Genomic DNA, 17,226 nt, shown 5'->3' with positions numbered 1-17,226 from the left:
TCATATACAGCACCTTAAGTGCAATTACCCCTCAGGCCGACATCGGCGCGCAGGGCGCCTGGTGCTTCAAGATGAACATGCTCAAAGGTGTTCGTTTCCCCATCGAACTCCTGGCGTTTCGGCATTTTTCGGCATGGATAGCCAGCTGCCGGCACGCGTGCGCGCTGCAGGCCGGCCTTGCCTAGCTCGGCGACCAGGCGGCGGCAGTTTGCGTCGAGCTGACGGTGATCGACATTATCGAGGGCACCGCTGGAGATCCAGGTTTTCTCGCCCGTGACCACATAGCACGCGCCGTCGCAACGTGCGCTGCAAAGCTAAGTCCTGCCTGGCGGAATCGAGTAATCCAGCCTTGCATGGGGCTTGAGCGTAGAAGGCTGCGCCGAAGGTTCGGCGCCACACAGATCGCCTCCTGCACAAGAGAATAATGTTCACAAGCGCGGAGCCAGCGTGGCAGGACCAGACCACCTCAACAGAAGAGGGGGCAAAACAACATGCATCACCAAGCTAAACGAGCCGCAATGATTGCGGCCGTTGCCCTGTTTGTCGGGGCCGCAGCCTATGCGCAGACGCAAGCGAGCCAAGGCGACGTCAGCAAGGCGCAAAGGATGTCGGTCTGCCAGTGCGTAGCCGACCTCCTCTTCATGGCCGCTCAACAGCGCGATACGGGGGTGCCCAGGCAAGATGTACTGACGAAAGTGAATCAGGTTGGCGGGGGCGACCCGCTCTTTCTCTCCACCGCCACCGAGGCGACAAACATTGCGTACGACATGCCGCAGATATCGCCGGCGAAACTGAGAAAGATTCACATCGAGAGGTGCAGGAAGGGGGGCAGATGAAGAATGTGGACGTCAGATCCTGCCCGGCGAGTGGCGCGATCGTGTGCCGCGTCAGCGGTGCTTGGTCTTGTCCGCAGCGCGGTACTTGCTCTCCAGCCTCGCAAGCACAGCTTCAGCAAGCTTAGGGGTGCCACTTGCCATGCCCGCCGCAATTGCGGCGCGCAGCGCCTCCAGTTCGATGCCGTTTGACAAAGAGGCTACCGGGCGGGGAGAAGTCATCCAGCGCACGCCTAGCGAATCTGCGAGGTCGGTTCCGGACCTGGGCAGCAAGGGTGCGGACACCCCGGCATGAAATCGATATTTGCAAAGTTCGGCGCCAGCGATTTGCCTGGGTTGTGGCGGGCGATTTCCATGGAGATCATGCTCGCCGGCACACCAAATGTTGTCAGCAACTGCTTCAAGTGCGCTGTGCGCTTACGCGCGAGAACATGACTGACACCAAACGCGGGGGCCTCATACAGGGCGATGTGAAAGCCCTGCTTGTTCGCATATTTCCCGGGAGAGTCGATCATCCACTCCGCCATTCTGCGAACTTCCGAAGCGGGCAGGCGATCCGCACCGGGCTCGAAATGGCTGTTGAAGGAAATATTGAAGCTGCAAGCCAGGACGGGCTGCGCCAAGATCGCTGCTGCTGCTGCAACCGTGTGGAAGTACTTGGACAATGACATAGGCGGCCACGTTGTCGGCATTCTCAATGCACTGCGGGTTCTTTGCCGCAGCCTGCCGTTTGACAACAGGCTGCCGGGCAGGGAGGCGTCATCTAGCGCATGCCTAGCGAATCTGCGAGGTCGGTTCCGGACCCGGGCAGCAAGGGTGCGGGCACCCCGGCATGAAATTGATATGCGCAAAGTTCGGCGGCTCCGCCGACTTGCCAGGTTTGTAGCGGGGGATTTCCATGGAAATCATGCTCGCCGGCACGCCAAAGGTCGTCAGCCAATGCTCCAGGTGAGATACGCGCTTGCGCGCGAGCGCATTGCTGACACCAGCGGTGGGGGCCTCGTAGACAAGAATGTGAAACTCCTTCTTGTTCTCAAAGGCTGCCGGATCGTCGATCATCCACTCCGCCAGTCTGCGAACTTCCGAAGCCGGCAGGCGATCCGCACCCGGCTCGAAATGGCTGTTGAAGGAAATGTCGAAGCTGCAAGCCAGGGCGGGCTGCGCCAAGATCGCTGCTGCTGCAGCAACCGCGCGGAAGTATTTAGACAATGACATCGGCGGCCACGTTGTCAGCATTCTCAATGCACTGCGGGTTCTTTGCCGCAGCCTCCTGTTTGGCGGTATATAGCTGATGGAAGAAATCCTCTCGCCATTGCATTGGAAATTAGCACCCCGCCGGTGCCGGTCTTGTCGCCATGTTTCAGGGCCTCTCGCATATCGTCCATGCCATCCTCCGTTGTCAGGTCGCCGACGCGCAAAGTGGTCGGACACCTTGCCAATATGCCTGCGGATCGGCTGATCAGCATTGGGAAATTTCCGCAAGAACGCGAAGAGAATTCCCTCAGTGAACGGGAATGCGCCATGAGACTGGGAGGCGGGTTCTCATCCGGACGCCGCGCAGGACGACGGCAGTCTTGGCTCAGCTTGCCGACTGCCCGAACCTCCCCGCGTCATCTGCGGGCCTGTCCCTTTGTGCAGCGGCTCAGGCTGAGGTCAGCACGCATGATTGTTCCGCCATGAACAGTACGCAACGTTGACGGCTGAGCGGATGCCGCCCAGCCATCGGCTCTCAGAACAACTCGTCGATACGATTCACGCTGGCGTCAAGCTGCTGCCGCAACGGCGCCAGCAGGCTATGCAGGCCAACACAATCGATTGCCGCGTCGGCTTGCAGATCGAGCAGCGTCAGGATGGCGCCCAGGCCCGCGCTGACGCGCAGGAGTTCGTCGAAGCTCTGCATGATGGCTTCGCGCTTGAGGTCATCCGGCGGGGGGGTCGTTTCCTCCGGCAAGAGCGCTTGGGCAATCATGCTGAGCGTGGATGCATCGGCGGTGGGAGCGAGTGTTTTCATGCGTGCGGCCATGGGATCACCTCTTTGGCGAATGACAGGGTGTGTTGATTGGTCGTCGCGCCCGTGTCGGCTTGCTGGGTTAGGCCGGCCGGGCGAGGGGGCAGCGATTGCCTCGCGCCCCAGATGCTCAACAACCCAGCTCCCCGCCAAGGTACTGGCGGGGGCTGGGTACTGCGGTTACCCCGGTCATGTCCTGCAGGTCCCCTCTTGTGAGGGACTGCTGCAGGGATCCCGTTCTCGATTCAGTGGTAGCGATGTTGGCCAAGTGGGCCAACGGCATGATTTACGTGGCTACGCCGTGTGGCCGAAGACCTTGCCTACGTGGGGGTAGAGGCGGGCCGCGACACAGGCGCGGATCGCGAACGAACCCCGCAGGCCCGGGTACAGCGCTGGCACCGGTTCACTGCCTGGTCCAGCTGCTGCTTCAGTGGCATCAGCAAGGCACGCAGACGGCTATCGCCCGCGTGCAGGTTCAGCAGCGTGATGACGGATTCCAGATGCGCGCTGATGCGCAGCAGTTCGTGGCAGCCTTGGTGGGTAGCCTCGTGGCTCGGATCCGCTTCGTGGTCCGGCAGCAAGGGCTCAGCGATCAGCCTGGCTTCCACGGCGGCTTCCCGCGCTTCGGCAGCGGTGCGCGGGCGACGTTGGCGGGCGGTCATGGGTACCTCCTGTTTTGTGGTCGGGGTGCGGTCAGGGTGCAATCGCGGACATCGGTATGGCGATGGGCGGCGTTGGCGACCATCGTCCCGGCACGCGGCGGCGGCGGGGGCTTGCCTCGATAGGCGTGTGACTCCCCACCGCCTGCGGCCTTGCGGGCTGCGGTGCAGGTGTGGGGAACGGGTGTGGCTCAGTACAGCGCTTGCACGCGGTTCACTGCCTGGTCCAGCTGCTGCTTTAGCGGCGCCAGCAGGGCATGCAGGCCGTTGTTGGCGGCTTGCTCGTCGGCCTGTAGCTGCAGCAGGAGCAGGAGGGATTCCAGGCCTGCGCTGACGCGCAGGAGGTCGTGGCAGGATTGGTGGATGGTTTCGTGGGTTGGGGTGGTTTCGCCTGCTTGGGCGAGGGGTTCAGCGATCAGCTTGGCTTCCGTGGCTGCCTCTCTTGCTTCGGCAGCGGTGCGCGGGTGGCGTTGGCGAGCGGTCAATGGCGTCTCCTGTTCCATAGGGGTAGTCGAGTCGTCCGGAAATGCAGTACGTCATCAGGTGCCGACGAGCGTGCGCCAAGCGAATAGGATTGCCGCCGCATGGGCGATAATGCGACTGGCTATGCCTCTGACACCCGCCCGCGCACGCTCGCGCCGGCGGGCTTGATTGCTTTTTGAGAACGCAAATGGCCCTCAGCTCGACAAGTTTTTTGTCGAGCCGTCAGTCTGGCTATGCAAGCCCCGCTCACTGTAGCCGGGTACTAGAAAAACAACCCGGTCCTTGGCAACTGCTATCGCTCCCAAGGGCTTGTACGGATGAGTTGAAGCTCGGCAGCGGCCAGCGGGCGCTGCCTAAGGAACCGATCACAGACATGAATTTAGACGACGAGAATAATTTATGCCAATAGATATGCGCCATCGCGTCGTCGAGTTGATAGATTTTGTGACAGACAGTCATCGTCGGTTCAAGCACATGGAAGACCTGACTGGCATCAAGGCCGCCAGCTGGAAGAACACCTACCACCAGGATCAGCGTGTCGTTCAGGAGATGGTCGAGGCCATCGGAAAGGTTTGGCCGCAGTACGGATACTGGCTCGTCACTGGGAAAACGGACGAGGAGCATGGGCATACGTCGCCGATTCGGGATCGGATTGCGCAGGATTTGGAGAAGGTTAGGAGAACGGAAGGGTAATCTGAGCTTCCTACACCATCCCAGAATCTACCCTTAGTGAGTTTTACAACACGATCGCCCCTAAGGGCAGGGAAAGGTGGGCGGGCTTCGTGGCGGTGCTGATTGTTGAATCAGCCGTTCACCGAACGGCCGGCATCAAGGCTATGTGTGAGTATGCTCGGCGGTGCCACGTCGACCTCGTCAGGGGTCAATTCAACCTCAGTCGAGTAGTCGCTGCCATGCGCAACATGGTTATTGGCGAGCAAGCATCGGCCTCCCGGACTGAAATGCTCCCGGCCGTCAAGCCCCTTCCATTGCACGATGGATTGAATGGTGAGCACTCCATTGACCAGTCTTTGACCAAATTCCTTAGTTCGGCGCACAAACTCAATACGGTAGTCGGAAGACTCATGAGCATCCACGAAAAACTCTAAGCTTCGATACGCGGGGGAACGATTCCATCAATCTGTTGCATCGACTGGTTGAATTCTCACCAAGGTGCCGCCGTTCGCGAACATGTGGAGTCGGCATATCGGATTCAGGGCAGTGCCCTTCGGCAGTGGGGTATATATCATCCAGAGAATGGCCGATATGTTGCTGGCGTGAGTTTATTTTAGTGTTCAAAAACTACCGAGGAAGCCCCCCCCTGTTGTAAGTTGGGGTCTTCTGGCATCCCCCTAACTGAGTTTAGTTTAATAACGGACCATGAAATGACCATAACATTCAAGGTCGTCTCCCGTAGCGACCGTTCGGTCGTCCCCGCAGAGAATTTCATTCATCTTGTCGCGGACAACTGGGACGATTACTCGTTCAAGACCTCTTTCGACGTTGTCGCGATTGATCGCACGGGCCATCGAACTGACCTTGGCACCGTCAAGATCGGGTACTTAGGTCAGCAGCACGGCTGGAGCAGAGACGCAATGCAGAATCCATTCCAGGAACTGCCTCCGCAATGGTTCTCGCTAGGACAGGACGTCGATTATTATCTCAACGTGCGAGAAAAACTGAACCCCGATCTCGCCACACAACTCCTGCACGGACTCAGAGACGTAGTCTCTGACAGAAGCCGTCTACTGGCTGCCGAGAGTGAACCCGTATTTCAGAACTCGCTAATGCGAGGCGTTAGTCTTTCGGTTATTCATGGTCAATTCCAGCGCGTGCTCAATGGCGATGTCGCGCTGACAGAATTTCGATTTTCCTATCGCCACTCCGGCGATGAAAAGCGGGCTTCTGTAAGCCTTAATTTCCATGTCGAGCCGGCGTCGAAGCCATCCACGAACGTACATGTTCTGATCGGCAGAAACGGAGTTGGCAAGACAACGTTGCTAAACAACATGGTCGGTGCGATTCTCGCACCGCCTAAAGAAAACGAGTCCGGCGGCCGATTCTTCGAGCTCGATGGGTGGGGAGGCGAGAGCGCTCTTTCTAGCGACTATTTCAGTAGTGTCGTGTCTGTATCGTTCAGCGCTTTCGATCCGTTTATCCCCCCCGTCGATCAACCTGACAGAAGCAAAGGCGTTGCCTACTTCTATGTCGGTATGAAGAAATCCCGTGCCGACCACGAAGACAAAAAGCGTCAGGAGCCACCGAAGAGTGACGTGGACCTTGCCAACGACTTCATCGAGAGCTTGCAATCCTGTCTTAGCCAGCCTGCGAAAAAGGAGAGATGGAGAGCGGCAATTGAGAGGCTGGAATCGGACGAGAATTTTGCGGACATGTCGCTTGGTCGTTTGCTTGAAATAGATCGAGATGAGGCCGTCGTTCTAGCCCGATCGCTAGTTGGACGAATGAGCTCCGGCCATTCCATCGTCCTCTTGACCATCACCAAGCTCGTCGACGCAGTGGAAGAGAAGACACTGGTCTTGATGGACGAGCCGGAAAGTCATCTTCATCCTCCGCTTCTTGCCGCCTTCACACGTGCCCTGGCTGACCTTCTCCACAACCGTAACGGGGTGGCGATCATTGCTACTCACTCGCCAGTGGTCGCTCAGGAGGTTCCCCGAGTCTGTGTGTGGAAACTGACACGATTGCGCGCTGAAGGCCGCGCCGATCGTCCAGAGCGCGAAACTTTTGGGGAAAACGTCGGGGTGCTTACTCGCGAGATCTTTGGCCTCGAAGTTACCAAGTCAGGTTTCCACGAAATGCTGGAGCGTGCAGTGACTGAGGGAGGGACGTTTGAGACCATATTTCACGAATACAAAGGGCAATTGGGGTTCGAAGCACAAGCGATCGTGCGTTCTCTCATAACAGCCCGTGATTCCGCAACGATTCCGCCCTATCTGTTATGAGACGACTAGAAAAACCAACATTGAGTGCGATCAGCGTGTTCGATGACTGTGTGAAAGGAATCGTTGACCAAGAGCTAGCAGATCGATTCTCAGCAGCGCGAGCTGAAATACATGCGCAACTCCGTGAGTACGACGTCAAGGCCGGCAATTTCACGTTGTATTCGTTCGCTGCATGTGATTGGGGAAAAAAGGAACAGATCGTGCTGGCTAAACTGAGCAAGGGGGAATTGGTCGAGCTTTATTCTACGCACATGGCAGCGAAGAACAGTGCAGGGCGCCATCACTACGACCGTCTAATTATGCTAGCTCCGCTGGGTATCTGTCCGTTTTGCGGATTCGGCCACGCGTCTACGCTCGACCATTTTCTTTCGAAATCGCGTTACCCGGCGTTTTCAGTGCTCACGACCAATCTGGTGCCAGCGTGTAAAGACTGCAACACCGGGAAAGGAGCTCTGACACCGGGAATGCACGGTCAGATGCTTCATCCCTATTTTGAAGATGCAATTCTTGAAAATGAGGCGTGGCTATTTGCCAAGGTTGTCCAGTCGGCACCCGCAACAGTGCGTTACGAGGTGGCGCCACCCTCGACGTGGTCTGTGGATTTGGCTACGCGTGTACTCAATCATTTCAAGGATCTGGATCTCGCACGGAGATTCGCGATTCAGGCGGCGCCCGAAATCATCGAGATCGGCGATTTATTGGATGCGTTGGGATCTACTCAGAGTAGGCAGGCACACCTTCTAATGCTTGCTCAGATCGAACGGACGAAAAGAAAAAATTCTTGGAAGGCCGCGATGTATGAAGCGCTAGCGACGAGTGATTGGTACATCCTCGGCGGGTACCGAAATGCCCCCCCTTTGGCGGGAACGGGTTTTTTAACAGGAAGTGCCACCTAAGCAAAGAGAAGTTGGCCGAGCAGCGATGCTTCTACGAGCCGTATGTGCGGGACAGGGAAGTCCCTTATATTTGAAGAGCTCGCTCTGGGGGCAAATTCTGACATGGTTTCAGGGGTAGCCAGCCCCTGGTCCGATCGACGATCGTTCAATACATGCATTTCTGAGAGGTCGAGTTATCATGGCCGTGGTCGAATTAAGGGTCAGTTTGAGTTTTTCAACATAATCCAACCATTTTGGCCATTTCCCGTCGGACCGGGCCGATTTGTCCAAGGACGAACTTGCCCATCGAGCCGGTACCGACCTTCCCTATATGAGTTTAGTTGAGCCGCGCGGCAGAGCTTGAGGCGATATATCCCTTCACAGAGACGCCAAGCGCCCCCGTCCGAGGTGAGCTCCAAGTTCATTGGCCTCCCCCCTACGGCTTTGCAGACTATCGCACATGCCGGGCCCTCCGCTGAGCGGTGGGGGGCCCCGTCATTCTCTTCGAGTAGGGCTTGAGGACGTTTGGCGAGCGCACGGGCCAAGATGCCTAACTCATGAGCCTGACAAGTGTCAAGAAATTCTCGCCGGCACATTTTGACCCCGCAGTTACAGATCTGCAACCTGCAAGTAAAATGCTTGCTACTCCTCACTTTGCACATCTGCCTAGCTTACAGAGCAGGGTAGCGTACCTACGGAAACCCCGAAATGAATGTCGAGATCGAAACACTCCGCATTGCCAATGACGAAGACGCGTGGGCATTGCTATCAAGCTGGATTCGCGGGGATGAGTTGGGCGTGTTGGAATTCGACAATTGGCCCCGTTTAAGCATCAAGATCGATGGCGACGCCTATAAGTCGTCCCTTCGATCCGGGCAGATGGAGGCTCTGATTGGCTTCAAAACCTCGATGGGTCGTGCTTATGCGGCCATAGCGCATGGGGCATACGATAAGAGGCGCCTGAAGAAATCCGAAGATGAGCAGCTAGAGTTCACAACTACGGTCAGGAAGGGGTCTTCGATCACCGAAACAGACCTAAGCCCTTTGGTTAACTCCGTGGCTCAGCTTATCCAAACACATCCGATTGAGTCGTTAATTGCAGCAGTCGTCGTGGGACTAGCTATTGTTTCACGTCCCATGATATTGAAGCACTTCGATAACAAAGCGAAGCAGATGGATGTTGAGGAGAGACAGGCCTTGCTGTCCCTGACTCAGAAAATCACAGACAGTGACCGTGACAAATGGAAGGTAATGGATAAGGCGATTGCCAAGTTGTCGAGGCGCTTCCCCGCATTGGACATGCTTATTCCAGATGTTGCCTCAAGCTATTGGCATCTAGCGACAGCATCTGCCGATGCCCGTCGCGTCGAACTGGCTGATGTTGGTTTAGACAGTGATCATCTGGAGATCCTTTCGGAGCGACGAGCACGACGGAACACGGAACGTGAGACCGTAACGGATATCTTTGTGGTCGAGGGGATTGTCAAGATAGGTGACCGATACCGCCTTCAACTTCGATCAAAGACTTATCATTTCTCTGCAATCTACCAAAAACCTAACATGACAGAAGGTCGTGTGCGACGACTCTTTGGATGTATGACAGATACGAGAGAAATTGAGGCCACCATCGAAATCAAGATCGTGGAAAAATCGCAGGTCTCAGGGCGACTGCTTTCATTTAAGCCCGTAGCACTGGACGAATAGTTGCTGCTTCCAAACGGAAGATTATTGTGCATCACAATCGCGGAGATCCGTATTTGGAGACACCAGCGTCGCCGCCATATGTGTTACTTTTCCCTCGCGTCTACATGAGCCTCCCGAATACTATCGGTAAGCGGTCGGATAAACCACCGCCAAAATTCCTCGGCGCTGAGAATTCTGATAGCTATCCGCATGATGAGATACTAGACTAAAGAGTCGCCCAAGATATACCAGCGGAACTAGGCCGACCGAATATGACCGACGTCGTAGATCAAGCAACTCGCAGCCGGATGATGTCTGGTATTCGTGGTAAGAACACCGCACCAGAGTTGGTCGTGCGCAGAACCCTTTTCTCAGCTGGATTCCGATTCCGCCTACACCGGAAAGATTTACCCGGAGCACCAGACATTGTCATGCCTGGCCGAAGGGTAGTTATCTTTGTCCACGGATGCTTCTGGCACAAGCATCGAGGATGTCGGTACTTCAAGCAGCCACAAACGAATTCGGAGTTCTGGCTATCAAAGCTCGAGAAGAATGCGCAACGTGACAGGAAAGCGAGCAGCGAACTGCAATCAGCTGGCTGGAGAGTTCTAACTATATGGGAATGCGCGACAAGGCAAATTAATTCGACCGATCTTCTATCTATGGTCAGAGCATGGATCGATGGCAACGCGACTTCCGGAGAGATACCATGACGCAGAACCTCACATTATCGCTGCAATGGCAGCATTATCTCCTCCTCACATGTCACTTACAATAGCTGTCACTTCGTCTTCACCGAGTGTCGCCTGCGCTGAGATGTCGATCGAATATTTGATACTGACGATACCACGCGGGGGCACATAATCATCAGGAAGGCGAGGAAATGAGCCTGCCACATCGAAGATAAAAACGCTGCGGAGATTGAAGCGCAGAAGCGTACCTGACTGCCTTAGCCCATCGTGCCATTTAAGATTCTTTAGATTCTTCTCAAAAATATCAATTGCCCGTCCGTCTCGTCCCAGGACGCGATAGATATCATCGATCTTTGTCGCAATGGTTTCTTCTCCCCCAATCGACTTCTCCAGTTGAATGCTGGCGAAAAGCAGGCGCTTCCCGGGCGGTGCGCGAAGCTGATCAAGACGAGAAATCTCGTGTCTGTCCTCGGAGGTCGTAGTAGTTTTGACTTCAATGTGCGTCGACTGACCGACAAAATCATGCCGCTCGCGCTGGGGGCCGCTCCACAATTCACATGCGCGTGAACCAATCGCCGGTATGAGGATACGCCAGAGGACCCACAGCTCGCCGAAAAGACCAATTTGCTCGCTGTTGGAGATCTCCGGGCCGCCATTCTTGAAAGCATTGCGGAATTCGGTAATTGTCTCAGTGACGGCATGAATAGGAAGACGACGCTGGACTTCTATCGCGTAGACAATTCTGTTCGCGACAAGTGTGAACAGTTCCTCGTGGTGACTACCTGCCGACACGTCGATGTACGTGCGATCACCCTCAACAACCCGGACCGAGAAGGCTTGCATGTCACTCGGAAACTCTCTAGGCTCTTCAGCAACAGCAACCAAAAGATGGAGCCGACCGTCCGCATCAATGCCGATTAGACATCCATCTAGAGCTGGTCCCACCACCTCTGTGGTGATTCCTACTCGCCCCCTCTGCTCTCGAAGGATTCTCCATCGATTTGCGTTGATCTCAACCATTGACAATCTTTCCGTTTACCAAATACGAAGCATCTTCGTCAGAAGTTCGCGGCAAAGAGAGGGCAAGGCCGATCACAGTTCTAACTGGCGCCTGCAATGGTTCTGGGTCCAGAGGATAGATAATCAAGAGCCCTTGATTCGACGGGCGATCCTGCCGCATTTCTCTTGCGTTGTATCCCACCGCCGTTTTATGGGTCTCGGGGCCGCCATGTAGATCAACCCCCTCGTGTCTCGGATCCGTCAAAATACCGATCGACTCCGCGGCAGTAGGTGATCGGCGCACCAAGCCATATGACTGCGAGCCGAGGAGCACCTGGCGGTCTCGCTCGGGATTAGCGACAAAAATCGTCCAAGAAATCAGTTCGCCAACTGTGGCCCGCTCGATGATCCAGTCAGCAATATCGCCACTCAGGAAAGATACCGTATCCTCGTGAACGACTATATTTCGCAAGTAAGCCGCGATAGCGTGTGCAGGGACATCGTACGCCAGCCGTCCACCGTGACTGTCATGAGCCGGTATATAGTGGGTTAGTAGCTCAGCAGTCAGCTGGATGTTGTGTTCAAGAGCACGAGGGCTCCGCAACGGCAATAAGATAGTCTGTGGGTTCTCACCGGACCAAGAGCGGCTGTATTTTTCCAGGGTCTTGCTCTTGACTTTGCTTGTCAAAAGCAAATTGGCGTGCGCCCGCATCTTAATCGCCATCTCGTCGGGGCGACGCTCAGCACGATTCATCGCAACAATTGAGTCCCGCAGAGATTCTTCCACAAGGGCTAATTCAACAAACCACTGGGCGATGGTCTCCGTTGTCCAGATGCGGATCAGATCCTCGTATCCCGCACGAAACCCGTACCAACGTGCCATCTGCAAAAGCGAGTCAGCCATGGTGGTAGTGCGCAGGAAATAGGCTATGGTCAATCCTTCCAGGGTTAACCCACGGGAGAGCCGATTGCCACCAACAGCAATCAGCTGCCGCTCAGGATTGCTTTCGTAGTTTAATTCCTCGCCAGTCGTACTATTGAGAACAACGACATCGAGCCGCGCAACATTTGTCTCAGCCTCATTGAGTACGTCCTGAGTGTCCACACCCTTGGGCAACGCAACTGCTCCGAGGTCTCCAAGGGCCGATCGAAGCATTCCCTTAAGCGAACCAGGTATAACTCGCTCCTGATCGCGCCATGCCTTGATTTGGGCTCCTATGGCTGCTCCGATGCGAAGCTGATCATGCTGCTGCTGACTCACGTGAACGAGCATTGTGTGCGGCTTCCCCCTCTGGCCGCGGAGATTCCTAATGGCACCGGCTACGCAATAGACCAGTACGGCATCACAGAGGGACTGAGGGAGGGCTTCCGGGCGTTGCACCACAAGCGGATCATGCTTCCGCCGCCGCTTGGATTTCAGGGCGCGGACATCGATATCTGCAACTACGCGAATCACATCGCGGCCGTGCGCCGACACGCCGAAGAGTTCTTCGGTGCCTGTATAACCGTCAGGCCTCGGTAGCTGAATCACGAAGTCCTTTGGAAACAGATCTTCTCCCACTTCCCTGTCAACTGCTGTCGGATCAATCAGGATATTGGCGAAGGGAGTGGCAGTGTAGGCAATGTACGTCGCTCGAGGGATCCTTTTCAGGATGTCGCGGATGAGTGCGTTGGTGAGAGAAGGATCCGTGTCGTCACCGTCTGCATCGTCCACGCTGGGATCTACACGATTCCCTTTGGTGTTAATTGAGGCCTGATCAGCCTCATCATCAATCACGATCGTGGGGATTTCGCCTAGCTGCCCCTCAAGCTTCGTGATCCACTCTTGCAAGCGCCTTAGAATAGGTGGGATCTTCTTCGCTACAACAAGGACTGTGCGCGCTGACGCGAACCCGTTGGGCACTGGCGGGACAGAGAAGTCCTCGTCCTCTGTAGTGAGGGATACCCAGTTGGCTCCGACACTCACAAGCTCTTTGTTGAGACGCTTTTGAGTCTGGTTTCGAAGGGAGTCATGGATCCCTGAAAGGACTATGACCAACCGATAGCCGACGTCTGCAGCGCGTGCGGCGACAGCCGTGAAGTTTGCGGTTTTACCAGATTGCACGTAGCCGACCACCAAGCCTCGGCATTGGTATTCCGTCCGCTTGATATCGGTTGTCTTCCCTATAATCCTTAGGGACTCTTCTTCTACGGAGTCAACCTGGTGTGATTTCCAGTTTGGCCGGGAGCGCAAGAGTTCCTCGTGACTCCACCAATTGGTCCACGTGGTGCCATCACTCCAGTTACGGATTTTTGGTCTGAGGATAAAGCGCCGGGCCGATTCAGGCATTGTCCGAAAGATGCTTGAGTACGTCGGCCTTCTCCAGAGCATGAAGAAACTGGGACAGTGCAGCCTTGGCCACAGGGTCCTTTTCGACGGCTCTTACCAAGTCCACCAGCGCAGGGATCTTCCCAGATACCTCGACTACTTCCCCGGTAAAGGAAGACTTGCGTTGCCATGGCGATTGATCGTCCTCGACGATCCGAATGCTTGTCTTCTCGACCTTAGCAGGTGGCTTTGGGGATGCCCCCTTTGTTGTTTTTGGTGAGATGCCATCGTTCTGCCTTTCTGAAGCATCGGGCTTTTCTACACGCTTCACCGTTCTATATCGACTGCGGGCCTCAGCCCGGCTCGCCTTGACGATTTCCTGAAGACTGGTGCTAACGCTAACGGGGAGTTTGACAATCTGCTTCGAGATATCGACCTGTAGCGCGTCGTCGCACGACCGATCAAAATCGACTGAAACACGCAGAAGCTTCGTCTTCTCCTCTAACGCAAACATCCCCTCCCAGCCACCCCATTTGATCAAACGTCCAAGGCGATAAAAAAATAGTCCTTGTGTCTCGTTTCTTCGGCCACCGAGAGAAATCCGATCCAATGCATTACGCACTGCATCGGCCCCTTCCTTCTCGTGATAGCGCCGCAAGTCCTCTTCGGTCGGAGTGATGCACGGCTCAAAAGTTATGACTCCCTTTTTTTCGGGGTCATGCTCATTCAAAACAATCGACCTGGGATCATAGTGCTTGGTAAGCGGATGCCCCATCGGATTATTAGGCACAAGAGCCACTTCATTCACCAGAATGGTTACCTTCTCCCGGCCTTGCACCTTTCCTTCAAGGAAGCGATGGAACACAAGCTCCAGATGTTCGCGGATCGAGGTAACCTCAACGGCGTATGGCTCTATGCCTTTAGTTAGGGGAATCTCGACGGGTGGCCTCATCTCAGTAAGGAGGACTGCGGTCCCCGTTCCTGGAATCTTCGTCGCCACGTCGTATTTCGCCTCAATCGGCGTAAAGAGTACTTCCCACTTACCAGTCTTCGCCAGATGGTTTTTATCCCAGGTCATATGGCTCAGTTCGCCATCGCTTGCCTTGGTCAATACCGTCAAGCAATCGGCTTGAGACCAGGACGCCCCCTTAAGCCCATAGCCAAACTTCCCGAGATCATTCCCTTCGTACGATCGACGGTTCCCTACTCGCATGGCGCCCCGCAGCTGAGTGGACGTCATCCCGCTTCCATTGTCGCGCACACACATCCAGCGACCGCCCAGATTAGGATTAGGGAAGTGTATGGAGATTTCTGTTGCACCGGCAGAAATACTGTTGTCTACCAAATCGGCGACAGCACTTGGCAGCTTATGGCCTGCACGAGCCAGAATATCGAATAGTCCGAGTGGATCGGGTTCGAAACCGGTGGTTGACGCAACGGGTAAAGTCATCAATTCCACCTTGGGAAATAGGAGGGGAAAATTATCGCCTAGCACGCGGCGGCAGTGTGCTCCTTCTTCACCATATAGAGCGATCATCCCGCTTTTGAGCAACTGGGCACTTTCACCATGATTAACGATCGCGGCATGTGCCTGGTGGTCCTTCGGGATGACGACCCAGCTTGCCGATGCTGGCGACTGGGACGAATCGACTACCATCGCGAAAAGCACGCCCGGTTCGACAAAAGAGTAGTGTGTACTCTTAGGGCAATACCCCTCAAAGCGCCAGTTTTTGTCCTGTCGCTTTAACCACTGCTGCGTCTCAATGACGCTAGCTTCTTCCTCGATACAGCGACAGTTAATTAGAATCTTGTCGGCGTCTTTGGCTGAAGGAAAGACACGATCAACTACAGTCCCATCGAAATTGATAGCCCTTTGCTTCGATCCCTCCTTCTTCTGTCTCCGATACTCGTGAAACATACCAAGCTCAGAATGCCTCAGCAACCGCAAGATTGTAAAGATCATGGTTTCCCTGGCGTGCTGGTGATCAGTGATTGCTGAATCCCGAGTAGCTCCACCCGAATGTCAGGAATGGCCGGTGCACCAAGAGTGCTTCTGATTGACATCGCGATAGCATAAGCGAATAGGGGAGGCACAGCGTTTCCAATCTGCTTGAAAGCGGCATTCATTGAGCCCTTAAAGACGAAACCATCGGGGAATGATTGCAGACGAGCTGCCTCACGCACGGAGATGGTTCTGGCCTGGTCGGAATCATAGTGGATATGTGAGTACGAATCCTTCCCAAGGTGAGCCAACAGAGTACGAACCGGCTTGTCTCTATTTAGCTTCCACCATTTATTCGGAAACTTACCGGGATCGTAGGGAATACGCCAACTCTTTATGAAGTCACGTACTTCGGCGTGCCGTGCATCCGTGGTCAGACCTTTTCGCTTGCGCGAAGCTAGCCAGTCGGCAATTTTTCCCTCAACGTAGCCGTGGATCTCGGGGTATTGCATGCCCTCGTCGATTTCAGCGAATATCTTGTAGTCGCGCGGCAGGTATCGGATAACGTGCCCGGTCGTCCGATCCGTCTCAAACCCGATCCATTGCCGCATGAGCCGCGAGTAGGCGGTGCTAGGCTTCGCATTGGCGTAGTTCACTGGCTCCATTGGATCCTTGCGACCGCGCCGGAGTTTACCCTGCATGAAGAGATCCAGTGCAGGTATCGCGGGAAGATCTGCGAGTGCCTCCTCCGCCGTGGTGGTTGCAGGAGATGAGCTGACCGGATCGCTTATCCACCGGTGGTGACTTGAGCCATCCGCAATAACAATTTTGCGTGCAGTGTTCTTGGTGCCCTCATAGCCGGATGGCAGTACGACGTGATGTGTTGGCGTTGGAAACAGCGGCGCCAAGCCAGAATCACGATGAATTCCGATTAGAATCATGCGCTCGCGGGTCTGCGGGACCCCATACCAGGAGGCATTCAGGAGCGAATACGAGACTTCATAGCCCTCTTCTGCCAAGCTCTTTGCGACTAGCTCCGCAACGTTACTGCCGCCATGATTCAACATGTCGGGAACGTTCTCCATTAGAAGTGCGACGGGCTGAGTTTCGCGGATGTAGTGTACGTATCGCTGCCAAAGATTGACGCGCCCGTCCACCAGGAAAGCTTGGTCAGCAGTGGCTTCCTGACGGCGGTGTGCCTGCTCGCGAAGCTTCGCTCGCCCAACCCTCGCAAACGCTTGGCAGGGAGGCCCCCCCACGAGAACATCAACTTGGTCTTCGACAGGTCCGGCCAATGCCAATTCCCGGAATATGCTAGCGGGATCTTCTTCGGTTACATCCCGAGCGACATGATGAGCTGCCCTATCACCGCCGTGAGTCCGAGGACCGAAATTTGCCCCATGAGATTCGGCAGCGAACGGCTCGATCTCGACCGAGGCCACTGGTACGAAACCCGCGGTCAAAAAGCCCAATGAAATGCCGCCGCATCCCGCGAAGAGATCCATGTAGCGGATGGGTTCGCCGTTCCGGATACGGCGTGCTTTTTTGGCGATAAGGGGATTAGGGATGGTAGTGGCAGACATTCCAGCAGATGGTCTCTTGGCCGTGGGCCAGCGCTAGTTAACGACGCCGGTACTGGACTAAAGAGTACCGACTGTCGAAAACGTGCAATTTATCGAAAATAAAGGCGGTCAACTATCAGTTCAGATGTCCTTGCTGTCTCACCAACTGCGTTCTGCCAGTCTCAGTAGGCCTGACCGTGGGTCACTATTCAGCGTGTGGCG

Annotated in this window: 19 protein-coding genes; 5 read left to right on the top strand and 14 right to left on the bottom strand. The window is 55.4% G+C overall.

The genetic code is table 11. The annotated features are described in order from the left end of the window. Positions 1-14 precede the first annotated feature (14 nt). Positions 15-281: a hypothetical protein gene (locus AC1Q7Q_RS30560; RefSeq protein WP_492373201.1), complete on the bottom strand. Its 267-nt coding sequence runs from the start codon at positions 279-281 to the stop codon at positions 15-17. Between the two features lie 210 nt (positions 282-491). Between AC1Q7Q_RS30560 and AC1Q7Q_RS30555 the strand changes: the two genes are divergently transcribed. Further along, the gene (locus AC1Q7Q_RS30555; protein WP_492373202.1) at positions 492-836 is read left to right on the top strand and encodes a hypothetical protein; all 345 of its coding nucleotides are present in this window, start codon (positions 492-494) and stop codon (positions 834-836) included. 51 nt (positions 837-887) lie between these two features. Here the strand turns inward: AC1Q7Q_RS30555 and AC1Q7Q_RS30550 are convergent, their stop codons facing one another. From AC1Q7Q_RS30550 to AC1Q7Q_RS30510, 9 genes are all read right to left on the bottom strand, one after another. After that, positions 888-1,055, bottom strand: a complete 168-nt coding sequence (locus AC1Q7Q_RS30550; RefSeq protein ID WP_492373203.1) for a hypothetical protein — start codon at positions 1,053-1,055, stop codon at positions 888-890. A gap of 11 nt (positions 1,056-1,066) precedes the next feature. Further along, positions 1,067-1,504: a hypothetical protein gene (locus AC1Q7Q_RS30545; protein ID WP_492373204.1), complete on the bottom strand. Its 438-nt coding sequence runs from the start codon at positions 1,502-1,504 to the stop codon at positions 1,067-1,069. A gap of 103 nt (positions 1,505-1,607) precedes the next feature. Then, the gene (locus tag AC1Q7Q_RS30540; RefSeq protein WP_492373205.1) at positions 1,608-2,069 is read right to left on the bottom strand and encodes a hypothetical protein; all 462 of its coding nucleotides are present in this window, start codon (positions 2,067-2,069) and stop codon (positions 1,608-1,610) included. A 2-nt stretch (positions 2,070-2,071) separates the two neighbouring features. Beyond that, a complete protein-coding gene (locus AC1Q7Q_RS30535; protein WP_492373206.1) occupies positions 2,072-2,299 on the bottom strand; it encodes a hypothetical protein in 228 nt (75 codons plus the stop codon). 263 nt (positions 2,300-2,562) lie between these two features. Then, entirely contained in the window at positions 2,563-2,844 is a 282-nt protein-coding gene (locus tag AC1Q7Q_RS30530; protein WP_492373207.1) for a DUF1484 family protein, read from the bottom strand. Between the two features lie 317 nt (positions 2,845-3,161). Next, a complete protein-coding gene (locus AC1Q7Q_RS30525; RefSeq protein ID WP_492373208.1) occupies positions 3,162-3,503 on the bottom strand; it encodes a DUF1484 family protein in 342 nt (113 codons plus the stop codon). Between the two features lie 188 nt (positions 3,504-3,691). Continuing rightward, positions 3,692-3,985, bottom strand: a complete 294-nt coding sequence (locus tag AC1Q7Q_RS30520) for a DUF1484 family protein (RefSeq protein WP_492373209.1) — start codon at positions 3,983-3,985, stop codon at positions 3,692-3,694. A 244-nt stretch (positions 3,986-4,229) separates the two neighbouring features. After that, a complete protein-coding gene (locus AC1Q7Q_RS30515; protein WP_492373210.1) occupies positions 4,230-4,607 on the bottom strand; it encodes a hypothetical protein in 378 nt (125 codons plus the stop codon). Between the two features lie 179 nt (positions 4,608-4,786). Then, on the bottom strand, positions 4,787-5,077 hold the full coding sequence (locus AC1Q7Q_RS30510) for a hypothetical protein (protein ID WP_492373211.1): 291 nt from the start codon (positions 5,075-5,077) through the stop codon (positions 4,787-4,789). A gap of 288 nt (positions 5,078-5,365) precedes the next feature. On the opposite strand from AC1Q7Q_RS30510, the gene AC1Q7Q_RS30505 reads away from it, so the two are divergent. The 4 genes from AC1Q7Q_RS30505 to AC1Q7Q_RS30490 all read left to right on the top strand — a co-directional run bounded on the left by AC1Q7Q_RS30505 (position 5,366) and on the right by AC1Q7Q_RS30490 (position 10,214). After that, on the top strand, positions 5,366-6,943 hold the full coding sequence (locus tag AC1Q7Q_RS30505) for an AAA family ATPase (protein ID WP_492373212.1): 1,578 nt from the start codon (positions 5,366-5,368) through the stop codon (positions 6,941-6,943). Positions 6,944-6,963: 20 nt separating this feature from the next. Then, the gene (locus AC1Q7Q_RS30500) at positions 6,964-7,839 is read left to right on the top strand and encodes an HNH endonuclease (RefSeq protein WP_492373213.1); all 876 of its coding nucleotides are present in this window, start codon (positions 6,964-6,966) and stop codon (positions 7,837-7,839) included. Between the two features lie 687 nt (positions 7,840-8,526). Continuing rightward, entirely contained in the window at positions 8,527-9,522 is a 996-nt protein-coding gene (locus tag AC1Q7Q_RS30495; RefSeq protein WP_492373214.1) for a hypothetical protein, read from the top strand. 251 nt (positions 9,523-9,773) lie between these two features. After that, positions 9,774-10,214 (top strand): very short patch repair endonuclease, encoded by a 441-nt coding sequence (locus AC1Q7Q_RS30490; RefSeq protein WP_492373215.1) that lies wholly within the window; start codon positions 9,774-9,776, stop codon positions 10,212-10,214. Between the two features lie 45 nt (positions 10,215-10,259). On the opposite strand, the gene AC1Q7Q_RS30485 is transcribed toward AC1Q7Q_RS30490, so the two are convergent. The 4 genes from AC1Q7Q_RS30485 to AC1Q7Q_RS30470 are packed head-to-tail and all read right to left on the bottom strand — an operon-like array spanning position 10,260 to position 17,025. Further along, positions 10,260-11,213, bottom strand: coding sequence for a PD-(D/E)XK motif protein (locus tag AC1Q7Q_RS30485; protein ID WP_492373216.1), 954 nt, complete (start codon positions 11,211-11,213; stop codon positions 10,260-10,262). Further along, a complete protein-coding gene (locus tag AC1Q7Q_RS30480) occupies positions 11,206-13,521 on the bottom strand; it encodes a Z1 domain-containing protein (RefSeq protein WP_492373217.1) in 2,316 nt (771 codons plus the stop codon). The genes AC1Q7Q_RS30485 and AC1Q7Q_RS30480 overlap by 8 nt, the downstream gene beginning before the upstream one ends. Then, positions 13,514-15,463 carry an ATP-binding protein gene (locus tag AC1Q7Q_RS30475; RefSeq protein ID WP_492373218.1) on the bottom strand — a complete coding sequence of 650 codons (1,950 nt, stop codon included), beginning with the start codon at positions 15,461-15,463 and terminating at the stop codon, positions 13,514-13,516. Before AC1Q7Q_RS30475 ends, AC1Q7Q_RS30480 begins: the two co-directional genes overlap by 8 nt. Continuing rightward, positions 15,460-17,025, bottom strand: coding sequence for a DNA cytosine methyltransferase (locus AC1Q7Q_RS30470; protein WP_492373219.1), 1,566 nt, complete (start codon positions 17,023-17,025; stop codon positions 15,460-15,462). The genes AC1Q7Q_RS30475 and AC1Q7Q_RS30470 overlap by 4 nt, the downstream gene beginning before the upstream one ends. Between the last annotated feature and the right edge of the window lie 201 nt (positions 17,026-17,226).

Source organism: Cupriavidus sp. GW823-FHT07A04 (genome assembly GCF_058794615.1).
This window is presented reverse-complemented; position numbering and strand designations above follow the sequence as displayed.